Genomic DNA, 11,352 nt, shown 5'->3' with positions numbered 1-11,352 from the left:
CGGCCGTGACCTCGTCAATTCCGAGCAGCCGGCCGTCGAAGCGAAGCGGCAGGTCGGTCGTCATCCGAGCGTCGTGCCGCGAGCGCCTGCCTATAGGCGCTCGATGCCGTGCCGAATTTCACCCACTGTCATGACGCTCAGGAAGACTTGGTCTTCGTCTGTCTCATCGAGCCAAGTCGCGACGCCGATATCGGGAACCGGCTTCACCCATTCGGACACGACGTTCGTGTCGAGCAGAAACCTCACAAGTCGAGCGGGCGCGGACCGGTGCCGTCACGCGAGACGTCGAGATGCGAGTCCGGCAGCGGCGACGAGCCGAAGAACTCCGCCAGACTCCCCTGTCTGCGGATCTCGCGCCACCCATTCCTCAATGGAGACGACGACGGCAGTCTGGCGCCCATTGCGCGTGATCGTCTGCGATCCCGTCGTCCGTGCCGTCTCGACCAGCTCGCCGAACTTGGCCTTGGCCTCGGCGACGGTCCAAGTCGCATCCTGCGACATGGAACTCACTCCTCCCGAGGGATGGTCATAGCACTGTGACATACGCGATACGAGGAATTGCGGGTCGTCGATCCGCGAACGTCACCTTGGCCCTCATCCCTTCGCGTTCAGCGCCTCCTTCACGAGCCCGCTCGCCTTCCCAAAATCCATCTGTCCGGCGAATTGGCCCTTCAGCGCCGCGATCACCTTGCCCATGTCCTTCGGCCCGGCCGCGCCGGTCTCGGCGATGGCGTTGGCGATGGCAGCCTTGGTCTGCGCCTCGTCCATCTGCTGGGGCAGGTAGCTGGCGACGATCGCCGCCTCAGCGCGCTCCGTCTCGGCGAGTTCGGGCCGTCCGCCCTGATCGTAGACGGCGGCCGATTCGTTGCGCTGCTTGATCATCTTCTGGAGCAGCGCGAGGATCTCCTCCTCGCTCGCCGGCTCCTTGCCCAACCCGCGCGCCTCGATGTCCTTGTCCTTGAGGGCGGCCTGGATCATCCGCACGGTGGCGAGCTTGGCCTTGTCGCCGGCCTTCATGGCCTCCTTCATCTCGGTGGTCAGGCGGGCGCGCAGCATGATCGTCTCCTGTGGAACCTGGAATCGGGGGTGGTCTGCAAATTGCGGCGGTTGAGTGGAGCCGGCCCCGGGCCCACATTGACCCCGTCACGGCCCGCTCGCTATGAGCGCAGCACGATGATGCCACCCCGCACGCGCCGTCCGTCTACGGCGCCGGGATCGGCCGGACATAAGCGAGATCGAGCCGATGCTGCAAGACGATGGCGTGAACATGCGCCTCTCCGCGCCCGCCCCCTGGGCAGAGCCCATGGCAACCGCCCTCCTCGTCCTGGCCGACGGGACCGTGCTCGAAGGCTTCGGCATCGGGCAGACCGGGATCGCGGACGGGGAGGTCTGCTTCAACACCGCGATGACGGGCTACCAAGAGATCCTGACCGACCCCTCCTATGCCGGGCAGATCGTTACCTTCACCTTCCCGCATATCGGCAACACCGGCACGAACGACGAGGATCTGGAAAGCCTCGCCGACGCGCCCGCCTCCGGCGTACGCGGTACCGTGGTCGCCTCGGCCGTCACCAATCCGTCGAGCTGGCGCTCGTCGAGCCATCTCGATGCCTGGCTCAAGGCCCGCGGCATCGTCGGCATCACGGGGGTCGACACCCGCACGTTGACAGCGCTGATCCGCGACCACGGCATGCCCAACGCGGTCGTCGCCAACGACCCCGACGGCCGTTTCGACCGCGATGCGCTCAAGGCTCGCGCCGCCGCCCTCGCCCCGATGGAAGGCCTCGACCTCGTTCCGCCGGTGACCAGCCGCGAAAACTCCGAATGGTCGCAGACCACCTGGGCGATGAACGGAGGCTACGGCAGCCGCAAGGCCGGCGAGGGCCTCAAGGTCGTCGCCATCGATTACGGGGTGAAACGCAACATCCTGCGCCTGCTGGCGGAGGCCGGCTGCGACGTGACGGTGGTGCCCGCCACCACGACCGCGCATGAGATCATGGCGATGAAGCCGGATGGCGTCTTCCTGTCCAACGGGCCCGGCGACCCGGCCGCCACCGGCGAGTACGCCGTGCCGGTCATCCGTGCGCTCCTCGACGAGCGGGTACCGACCTTCGGCATCTGTCTCGGGCACCAGCTCATGGGCCTGGCCTTGGGCGGACGCACCGTGAAGATGGCGCAGGGCCATCACGGCGCGAACCACCCGGTGAAGGACAAGACCACCGGCAAGGTCGAGATCGTCTCCATGAACCACGGCTTCGCCGTCGATCCGACGAGCCTGCCGCTCACGGCGATCGAAACTCACGTGTCGCTGTTCGACGGCTCGAATTGCGGGCTCACCCTCACGGACCGCCCGGCCTTCTCGGTGCAGCACCATCCAGAGGCGTCGCCGGGACCGCGCGACAGCCACTACCTGTTCGAGCGCTTCGTGGCGCTGATGCGCGCCGGCAAGCCCGAAACCGCCGCTCCGCAGGGCTGAGACCGAAGCCGGCGTCACAAAAAACCCGGCTTTGCCCCCCATCTGCAGCCTCGTTAACGGATCGCTAACGACGACGGACAAGAGATCGTCGCAGCGATGATCGAGGTTGCCGACCAGGGGTAGACGATGACGGCTGACGATGCGCAGGACGACTTCACCCGCCTGCACGGGATCTTCACCTTCCATTTCGGCGTCGCCGTCGGCCTCGCCTGGATGACGTCGCTCTATTCGGCCTGTCATGCACCATGGGTGCGCAACATCCGCGCGCTGATCGATCCCACCACCGGGCTCGACCGTGTCGAGAGCACATGGTCGTTCCTGTTCGCAATGCCGGTCGTGCTGACCATCGCTTGGGTCAGCTTCCATTTCGGTCGCGAGATCATGCGCCGCGCCCAGACCCTGCCGAATCTCACGATCGAGTTCGCCGCTGCTGCGCTCGTCGCCTTCGGCGTATTCTACCTGTCCATCGATCGGGCCGTCGCGGCACTCTATCTCGGGATGTGATCGCACCGCGCGGCGGCCGTCGCTCAATGCGAGAACCGTCCGCTCGTTGAATCTCGTCGCGCCGGACCTGGCCCCGTTCCCAGGTTCTCCGGCATCCGCATTTCTGCGCGATTGAAACCGCGATGTGGCCCTTGGAACGACCGGTTCCAGGCTATCTTCGCCGCCCGTGGCCCTGACCCGTCCGCGACGCTCTTTCAATGAGCCGCGACGCCGTGTAAGGCCCAGGTCTAACGACAATCCCGGCCGCCAGCGCCCCTTTGCCCGTGCCGCCCTCGGCGCCCGGCGAGGCCGGGTGCGCGCGCCCGCATCCAAGGCGTCCGATGCCGAAGCGCACCGACATCTCCACGATCCTCATCATCGGCGCCGGCCCGATCGTCATCGGCCAGGCCTGCGAGTTCGATTATTCCGGCACCCAGGCCTGCAAGGCGCTCCGCGAGGAGGGTTATCGGATCGTGCTCGTGAACTCGAATCCGGCGACGATCATGACCGACCCGGACATGGCCGACGCCACCTATGTCGAGCCGATCACGCCCGAGATCGTCACCAAGATCATCGAGAAGGAGCGCCACGTCCTCCCCGGCGGCTTCGCTCTCCTGCCGACCATGGGTGGTCAGACCGCGCTGAACTGCGCCCTCTCGCTCAAGAAGATGGGTACGCTCGAGAAGTATGACGTCGAGATGATCGGCGCGACCGCCGAGGCCATCGACAAGGCAGAGGATCGCCACCTTTTCCGCGACGCTATGACCAAGATCGGGCTGGAGACGCCGAAATCGGCACTCGCCAATGCGTCGGCTGCCAAGAAGGCGGACCGTCAACGCTACCTCGCCGAGGTCGCCAAGATCGATGCCGCGAACGACGAAGAGCGCGCTGCAGCGCTGAAGGCGTTCGAGAAAAAGTGGCAATCGGGAGAATCCGAGCGGCGCAAGCGCTACGGCGAGCACGCGATCGGCCAGGCCCTCATCGCTCTCGCCGAGGTCGGTCTGCCGGCGATCATCCGGCCGTCCTTTACCATGGGCGGCACGGGCGGAGGCATCGCCTATAACCGGGAGGAATTTCTCGACATCGTCGAGCGCGGCATCGACGCCTCGCCCACCAACGAGGTCCTGATCGAGGAGAGCGTGCTCGGCTGGAAGGAGTACGAGATGGAGGTCGTCCGCGATAAGGCGGACAATTGCATCATCGTCTGCTCCATCGAGAACATCGACCCGATGGGCGTCCATACCGGTGATTCCATCACCGTCGCGCCGGCGCTGACGCTGACCGACAAGGAATACCAGGTGATGCGCGATGCATCGCTGGCTGTCCTGCGCGAGATCGGCGTCGAGACCGGCGGCTCGAACGTGCAGTTCGCCATCGACCCGGCCACCGGCCGGATGATCGTCATCGAGATGAACCCCCGCGTCTCGCGCTCCTCGGCGCTCGCCTCGAAGGCCACGGGCTTCCCCATCGCCAAGGTCGCGGCCAAGCTCGCGGTCGGCTACACGCTCGACGAGATCGCCAACGACATCACCGGCGGCGCGACCCCGGCCTCGTTCGAGCCGACGATCGACTACGTCGTGACGAAGATTCCGCGTTTTGCGTTCGAGAAGTTCCCCGGCGCCGAGCCGACGCTGACCACCGCCATGAAGTCGGTGGGCGAGGCCATGGCGATCGGGCGTTGTTTCGCGGAATCCCTGCAGAAGGCCCTGCGCTCCCTGGAGACAGGGCTGACCGGCCTCGACGACATCGAGATCGAGGGCCTCGGCAAGGGCGACGACCACAACGCCATCAAAGCCGCGCTCGGCACGCCGACCCCCGATCGGCTCCTCAAGGTCGCCCAGGCCCTGCGCCTCGGCGTGTCACAGGCGGAGGTTCACGCCTCCTGCAAGATCGACCCGTGGTTCCTGGAGCAGCTTCAGGCGATCATCGACCTGGAGAACCGGGTCCGGGTCCACGGCGTGCCGACGACGCCCGGGGCGCTCCGCCAGTTGAAGGCGGCCGGCTTCTCCGACGCGCGCCTCGCGGTGCTGGCCAAGACCGAGGAGGACGAGGTCCGCCGCCAGCGTCGCGCTCTGGGCGTCCGCCCGGTCTTCAAGCGCATCGACACCTGCGCCGCCGAGTTCCAGGCGCCGACCGCCTACATGTACTCGACCTACGTCGCCCCCTTCGCCGGCACCGTCGTCGACGAGGCTCGGCCGACCGATGCGAAGAAGGTCATTATCCTCGGCGGCGGGCCGAACCGGATCGGCCAGGGCATCGAGTTCGATTATTGCTGTTGCCACGCCTGCTACGCGTTGACGGAGGCCGGGTACGAGACCATCATGCTCAACTGCAACCCGGAGACCGTCTCCACCGATTACGATACCTCGGACCGGCTCTATTTCGAGCCGCTGACCGAGGAGGATGTCCTCGAGATCATCGAGACGGAGACCCAGGCCGGCACGCTCCACGGCGTCATCGTGCAGTTCGGCGGCCAGACACCGTTGAAGCTTGCCCGCGCGCTGGAAGCCGCCGGCGTCCCGATCCTCGGCACCTCGCCCGACGCCATCGATCTGGCCGAGGACCGCGACCAGTTCAAGCGCCTCCTCGACAAGCTCGGGATGAAGCAGCCAAAGAACGGCATCGCCTACTCGGTCGAGCAGAGCCGGCTCGTGGCCGCTGATCTTGGCCTCCCTTTCGTGGTACGCCCGAGCTACGTGCTCGGCGGTCGCGCCATGGCGATCATCCGCGACGAGACCCAGTTCGCCGACTACCTCCTCGACACGCTGCCGAGCCTGATCCCGTCCGACGTGAAGTCGCGTTATCCCAACGACAAGACCGGCCAGATCAATACGGTGCTGGGCAAGAACCCGCTCCTGTTCGACCGCTACCTCTCGGACGCCACCGAGATCGACGTCGACGCGATCTGCGATGGCAACGACGTATTCATCGCCGGCATCATGGAGCACATCGAGGAGGCCGGCATCCATTCGGGCGACTCGGCCTGCTCGCTGCCGTCGCGCTCGCTCTCGCCCGAGACCATCGCCGAACTGGAGCGCCAGACCAAGGCGATGGCGCTCGCCCTGAACGTCGGCGGTCTGATGAACGTGCAATACGCCATCAAGGACGGCGCGATCTACGTGTTGGAGGTCAATCCCAGGGCCTCGCGGACGGTGCCGTTCGTGGCCAAGGTGATCGGCGAGCCGATCGCCAAGATCGCCGCGCGGGTCATGGCCGGCGAAAGCCTGGCGAGCTTCGGCCTCGAGCCGAAGGTGTTGAATCACATCGCCGTCAAGGAGGCGGTGTTCCCCTTCGCGCGCTTCCCTGGAGTCGACGTCCTGCTCGGGCCGGAGATGCGCTCCACCGGCGAGGTCATCGGCTTGGACGCCGGCTTCGGCGTCGCCTTCGCCAAGAGCCAGCTCGGTTCCGGCACCAACGTGCCGAGGAGCGGCCGGGTGTTCGTGTCGGTGCGCGATGCCGACAAGGGGCGCATCCTGCCGGCGATCCGGCTGCTGTCCGAACTCGGCTTCGAGATCGTGGCCACGAGCGGGACGCAGAGGTTCCTCACAGAGAACGGCGTCCCGTGCGACCGCATCAACAAGGTGCTGGAAGGCCGGCCGCACGTGGTCGACTCGATCAAGAACGGCGACATCCAGCTCGTCCTGAACACGACCGAAGGCGCCGGTGCGCTGTCCGACTCGCGCTCGCTGCGCCGTGCGGCCCTCTTGCATAAAGTGCCGTACTACACCACTCTGGCAGGCGCGATGGCGGCGGCTGAAGGCATCAAGGCCTACCTTGAGGGCGACCTTCAGGTCCGCGCCTTGCAGGAATACTTCGCGGCTTGAAACATTCCGCGGACGCCGTCTTGATGACCCGCCTCAAGGCGGGTGGTTCGAGGCCTGTATCATTTGGCCCGGAGGGAGCGGAAACGTTCCCGGCCGGGCCTATTCATTGTGGCGCGAGACGATGACGATAGACAAGGTTCCGATGACGGTGCGGGGCTTCGCGGCTCTCGAAGCCGAACTGAAGCATCGCCAGCAGGTTGAGCGCCAACGCATCATCCAGGCGATCTCGGAGGCGCGCGCACTCGGTGACTTGTCGGAGAACGCCGAGTACCACGCCGCCAAGGAAGCTCAGTCCCATAACGAGGGCCGCGTGATGGAGCTGGAGAGCATGATAGCGCGCGCCGAGGTCATCGACGTGACCAAGCTGTCGGGCACGAAGATCAAGTTCGGCGCGACCGTGAAGCTCGTCGATGAGGATACCGAGGAAGAGAAGACCTATCAGCTCGTCGGCGAGCCGGAGGCCGACGTGCGCTCGGGCCTCGTCTCGATCACCTCACCGATCGCCCGCGCGCTGATCGGCAAGGGGGTCGGCGACACCGTTGAGGTCACGACGCCGGGCGGCGGCAAGTCCTACGAGGTCGTTGCCGTTCAGTACGGCGGCTGACGCAGGCTTGGTGCCGTCGATGATCGCTCGGCGCGGCGCCATCGCGCTCCTCGGGTTGCTGGCCTTCGCCGTGGCGGCCCGCGCGGAGGGTCTGTCCAGCCTCGGGGCCGGGCGTCTGTCCGACGTGAGAGTGGATGTCCGGCCCTTCCTCGCGCGCGGCGGCGGGCTTCAGGCGGAAGCCTTGCGGGACGACCTCGTCGCCGCTCTCAAGGCCAGCTTCGCCGATCGGCTCGGCGGAGGCGGCCCTTCCCTTGTCGTGGTGGTCCGCAGCCTGTCGCTGACCGCCTATGTCGGCTCGGAAAGTCGCCGCTTCGGCGGCGGCGGCCAGACCGACTATCTCGACGGCGAGGCGCTGCTCATCGGGCGGCGCGGCGAAGTGATCGCCCGGCATCCTCAGCTCTCGGCCCTGCCGGCCAGTTCCGGCGGCGCCTGGTACGATCCGGATTCGGAGCGTCGCCGCGTGACGGCCATCGCCGAGCATTACGCGCAGTGGCTGCGCCGCGCCCTTCCCGACGGGTGAGTGCCGACCCTTCCATTCCATCAGTCATCGCCGGGGCCCGGACATGGGTGATCACCGACGGCAAGGCCGGTGACGAGAACCAGTGCCTCGGCATCGCCGAGACCCTCGGCCTCGCGGTCGAGATCAAGCGGCTCGAGGCACGGCCTCCCTTCGACTGGCTCGCACCATGGGGACCGATCGATCCGCGCGACGCGCCGGGCCGCGCCGGCGGCGCCCTGGCAGGCCCCCTCCCCGGTCTTGTGATCGCGTCCGGCCGCCGCGCGGCTCCATACCTTCGCGCCGTGCGCCGGGCGAGCCTCGGGCGCACCTTCACGGCCTTCCTCAAGGACCCGCGCACGGGCACGGCCAGCGCCGACTTCATCTGGGTGCCGGATTATGACGACCTGCGCGGCGGCAACGTCCTTACCTCCGCCACACCACCGCATCGCGTCACGTCCGAACGCCTGCGGGCGGCCCGAACCGACCCCGACCCCCGGCTCGCCATCCTGCCCCATCCGAGGGTCGCGGTCCTCGTCGGCGGCGATAGCCGGCACCTGCGGTTCGCCCCGGCCGACATCGTTCGGCTTGCCGACGATCTGAGGGCGTTGAGCGCAGCCGGCGCCTCGCTGATGCTCACCATCTCCCGCCGCACGCCCCCTGCCCTGCGGATCGCGCTTCTGGCGCTGGCGACGGAGCGGCCGGCCTTCTTCTGGGACGGCAGCGGCGACAATCCCTACGTCGCGATGCTGGCACTGGCGGATGCCGTCGTCGTCACTTCTGATTCCGCCAACATGGTCGGTGAGGCGGTGAGCACTGGTGCTCCGGTGTTGCTGTTCGAATTGCCGGGGACCTATGCCCGCCATCGCCGTTTCTTCGCGGGACTACGGGCGGCCGGAGCCCTGGCGCCGTTTACCGGCCGGTTCGAAATGTTGCATTACGCACCGATCGACGCGACCCCGTACATCGCGCAACGCCTCGCCGATGCCTACATTCGCCATCAGGCAAGAATCGCGTCGTCGCGCTGACGCCCTAGGAGTTTCTTCACCATGGCCCACCGTCACGCCCGCCTCCTCATCATCGGCTCGGGCCCGGCCGGCTACACCGCGGCGGTCTATTCCGCCCGCGCCATGGTGAAGCCCCTGATGATCTCGGGCTTCCAGCCTGGTGGACAGCTCATGATCACCACCGACGTCGAGAACTATCCGGGCTTCGCCGAGCCGATCCAGGGACCTTGGCTGATGGAGCAGATGCGGCTCCAGGCCGAACATGTCGGCACAGAGATACTGGCCGAGTACATCACCAAGGTCGACCTGAAGGTGCGGCCGTTCCGGCTGGAGGCGGATTCGGGCGAGACCTATAGCTGCGACGCGCTGATCATCGCCACCGGCGCCCAGGCGAAGTGGCTGGGACTGCCGTCGGAAGCGAAGTTTCAGGGCTTTGGCGTCTCGGCCTGCGCCACCTGCGACGGCTTCTTCTTCCGCGGCAAGGAGGTCGTGGTCGTCGGCGGCGGCAACACCGCCGTCGAGGAGGCGCTCTATCTCGCCAACATCGCCGCCAAGGTCACCGTGGTCCATCGCCGGGGCGAGTTCCGAGCCGAGCGCATCCTGCAGGAGCGCCTGTTCAAGCACGCCAATGTCGAGGTGCTGTGGCACCACGCCGTCGAGGAGATCTGCGGCAGCGAGAAGCCGCCTTCGGTGACCCACCTGCGCCTGAAGGATGTACGCAGCGGCGAGATCGTCGAGCGCAAGGCCGACGGCGTGTTCGTGGCGATCGGCCACCAGCCCGCCACCGGCATCTTCGAGGGCCAGCTCACGATGCGCCAAGGCGGCTACATCACGACGCGGCCGGGCACGACCGAGACCGCGATCCCGGGCGTCTACGCGGCCGGCGACGTCACCGACGACGTCTATCGTCAGGCCATCACCGCCGCCGGGATGGGCTGCATGGCCGCCCTCGAGGCCGAAAAATACCTCGCCGCCCTCGATGTCGGCGAAACCCCGCAGCAAGCGGCGGCCGAATAGTCGCTTCGGACGTGGATTTGCGGCGACCTCGTCTTGCGTCCGATCGCAACACAATTGCAAGATCGTTGTCCTAAAACTGGCGCGCCGCCAAAGGACTGCATCGTTGTTCCGCACGATACGGTCGGCGACAGGCTGAGTTCGGGAGTGTCGACGCCGTGGACTGGGACAAGATCCGCATCTTCCTCAACGTCGCGGAGGCCGGCAGCTTCACCAAGGCCGGCGACGACATTGGCTTGAGCCAGTCGGCGGTGAGCCGGCAGATCAGTGCCCTGGAGCGAGAGCTGAAGGCGCCGCTGTTCCACCGCCACGCACGCGGGCTCATCCTCACCGAGCAGGGAGACCTGTTGTTCCGGGCAGCGCGGGACATGAAGCTGCGGCTGGAGAATACCCGCGCGCGCCTCGTCGAGACCAGCGAACGCCCGAGCGGCGACCTCAAGGTCACGACGACGACAGGGCTCGGCACGTCCTGGCTGGCCCAGAGGGTGGCCGAGTTCCTCGACCTCTATCCCGAGGTCCGCGTCGAGCTCATCCTCACGAACGAGGAGCTCGACCTTGCCATGCGCGAGGCCGACGTGGCGATCCGCATGCGCAGGCCGGCTCAGCCCGACCTGATCCAGCGAAGGCTCTTCACCGTCCACTACCATGCCTTCGCCAGCCAGGATTACGTCAAGCGCTTTGGCGAGCCCAAGTCCATCGTCGATCTCGACGAGCACCGCCTAGTCTCGTTCGGAGGCAACGAACCGTCCTACCTCCTGGCGACGCACTGGCTCGCAACGGTGGGCCGCGAAGGGCTGGAGCGGCGAACCATCCACTTCACCGTCAACAACATCGCGGCCCTGCAGAAGGCGATCGAGACCGGAGCCGGCATCGGCATCCTGCCGGATTACGCGGTCGACGGGCAGGATGGCATCGTCCAGGTCATGCGCGACAGCGAGATGCCGCACATGGAAAGCTACCTCGTCTATGCCGAGGAGATGCGCACGGTGGCACGGGTGCAGGCGTTCCGCGATTTCCTCGTGGCGAAGGCGCAACGCTGGACGTATTGAGCAAGGGTGGACGTATTGAGCAAGGGTGGACGTGGGTGGTTGGTCCGAAGCCAATGCTGCTCGACGCGTCGTTTGGATCGCATAATGATCAATGATCACGTTTGATCCGGTGAAGCGTGACAATACTTTGATCGAACGAGGTCTTGATTTTCGTGCTGCGGAAGCCGTCTTTGCTGGCCCGGGCTATGAGTTCGAGAATGTTCAAGCGGCGTACGGCGAGACGAGTACCATCACGGTCGGACGCCTCCTAGGCCGCAAGGTCATCGTCGGTTGCTCGGTCGACAAGAGTGCGTCAACGCAATCCTGCGTGATGCTCTGGATTGAGCGTCACCTCAGCGGGACTGCTCAAACAAACAGCCGCTCCTTCTCCAACCCCTTGTACAGATCGGCCACCTGCTC

At 66.4% G+C, this 11,352-nt stretch carries 10 protein-coding genes and 1 pseudogene; 9 read left to right on the top strand and 2 right to left on the bottom strand.

Annotated features, from left to right (window positions below; translation table 11 throughout):
* Positions 1-273: 273 nt before the first annotated feature.
* Together ACFE7U_RS04050 and ACFE7U_RS04045 are read right to left on the bottom strand one after the other, a co-directional pair.
* Positions 274-501 (bottom strand): type II toxin-antitoxin system Phd/YefM family antitoxin, encoded by a 228-nt coding sequence (locus ACFE7U_RS04050; RefSeq protein WP_375408447.1) that lies wholly within the window; start codon positions 499-501, stop codon positions 274-276.
* 93 nt (positions 502-594) lie between these two features.
* Positions 595-1,056 (bottom strand): GatB/YqeY domain-containing protein, encoded by a 462-nt coding sequence (locus tag ACFE7U_RS04045; protein WP_375408446.1) that lies wholly within the window; start codon positions 1,054-1,056, stop codon positions 595-597.
* Between the two features lie 187 nt (positions 1,057-1,243).
* Here ACFE7U_RS04045 and carA point away from each other — a divergent pair, with 187 nt between their 5' ends.
* From carA to ACFE7U_RS04000, 9 genes and pseudogenes are all read left to right on the top strand, one after another.
* Positions 1,244-2,476, top strand: a complete 1,233-nt coding sequence (gene carA, locus ACFE7U_RS04040; RefSeq protein ID WP_375408445.1) for a glutamine-hydrolyzing carbamoyl-phosphate synthase small subunit — start codon at positions 1,244-1,246, stop codon at positions 2,474-2,476.
* 126 nt (positions 2,477-2,602) lie between these two features.
* Positions 2,603-2,980 (top strand): hypothetical protein, encoded by a 378-nt coding sequence (locus ACFE7U_RS04035; RefSeq protein ID WP_375408444.1) that lies wholly within the window; start codon positions 2,603-2,605, stop codon positions 2,978-2,980.
* 320 nt (positions 2,981-3,300) lie between these two features.
* Positions 3,301-6,783, top strand: a complete 3,483-nt coding sequence (carB, locus tag ACFE7U_RS04030; protein WP_375408443.1) for a carbamoyl-phosphate synthase large subunit — start codon at positions 3,301-3,303, stop codon at positions 6,781-6,783.
* A gap of 127 nt (positions 6,784-6,910) precedes the next feature.
* On the top strand, positions 6,911-7,387 hold the full coding sequence (gene greA, locus ACFE7U_RS04025) for a transcription elongation factor GreA (RefSeq protein ID WP_375408452.1): 477 nt from the start codon (positions 6,911-6,913) through the stop codon (positions 7,385-7,387).
* Positions 7,388-7,406: 19 nt separating this feature from the next.
* Positions 7,407-7,907: a hypothetical protein gene (locus ACFE7U_RS04020; RefSeq protein ID WP_375408442.1), complete on the top strand. Its 501-nt coding sequence runs from the start codon at positions 7,407-7,409 to the stop codon at positions 7,905-7,907.
* Positions 7,877-8,911: a mitochondrial fission ELM1 family protein gene (locus tag ACFE7U_RS04015; protein WP_375408441.1), complete on the top strand. Its 1,035-nt coding sequence runs from the start codon at positions 7,877-7,879 to the stop codon at positions 8,909-8,911. Before ACFE7U_RS04020 ends, ACFE7U_RS04015 begins: the two co-directional genes overlap by 31 nt.
* A 21-nt stretch (positions 8,912-8,932) precedes the next feature.
* Positions 8,933-9,907, top strand: coding sequence for a thioredoxin-disulfide reductase (trxB, locus tag ACFE7U_RS04010; RefSeq protein ID WP_375408440.1), 975 nt, complete (start codon positions 8,933-8,935; stop codon positions 9,905-9,907).
* Between the two features lie 155 nt (positions 9,908-10,062).
* Positions 10,063-10,953 (top strand): LysR family transcriptional regulator, encoded by an 891-nt coding sequence (locus ACFE7U_RS04005; RefSeq protein WP_375408439.1) that lies wholly within the window; start codon positions 10,063-10,065, stop codon positions 10,951-10,953.
* Between the two features lie 91 nt (positions 10,954-11,044).
* Positions 11,045-11,352: pseudogene (locus ACFE7U_RS04000) on the top strand (hypothetical protein); the annotation flags it as partial.

It is taken from the genome of uncultured Methylobacterium sp. (assembly GCF_964251405.1).
GTDB lineage: Bacteria > Pseudomonadota > Alphaproteobacteria > Rhizobiales > Beijerinckiaceae > Methylobacterium.
Note: the sequence above shows the minus strand (reverse complement) of the source record. Positions and strands in the feature narration are given on the sequence as shown.

Excerpts from the sequence above, each read along its gene's own strand:
- ACFE7U_RS04050 (WP_375408447.1), bottom strand. The coding sequence starts at position 501 with ATGTCGCAGGATGCGACTTGGACCGTCGCCGAGGCCAAGGCCAAGTTC.
- ACFE7U_RS04045 (WP_375408446.1), bottom strand. The coding sequence starts at position 1,056 with ATGCTGCGCGCCCGCCTGACCACCGAGATGAAGGAGGCCATGAAGGCC.
- carA (WP_375408445.1), top strand. The coding sequence starts at position 1,244 with ATGCTGCAAGACGATGGCGTGAACATGCGCCTCTCCGCGCCCGCCCCC.
- ACFE7U_RS04035 (WP_375408444.1), top strand. The coding sequence starts at position 2,603 with ATGACGGCTGACGATGCGCAGGACGACTTCACCCGCCTGCACGGGATC.
- carB (WP_375408443.1), top strand. The coding sequence starts at position 3,301 with ATGCCGAAGCGCACCGACATCTCCACGATCCTCATCATCGGCGCCGGC.
- ACFE7U_RS04020 (WP_375408442.1), top strand. The coding sequence starts at position 7,407 with ATGATCGCTCGGCGCGGCGCCATCGCGCTCCTCGGGTTGCTGGCCTTC.
- trxB (WP_375408440.1), top strand. The coding sequence starts at position 8,933 with ATGGCCCACCGTCACGCCCGCCTCCTCATCATCGGCTCGGGCCCGGCC.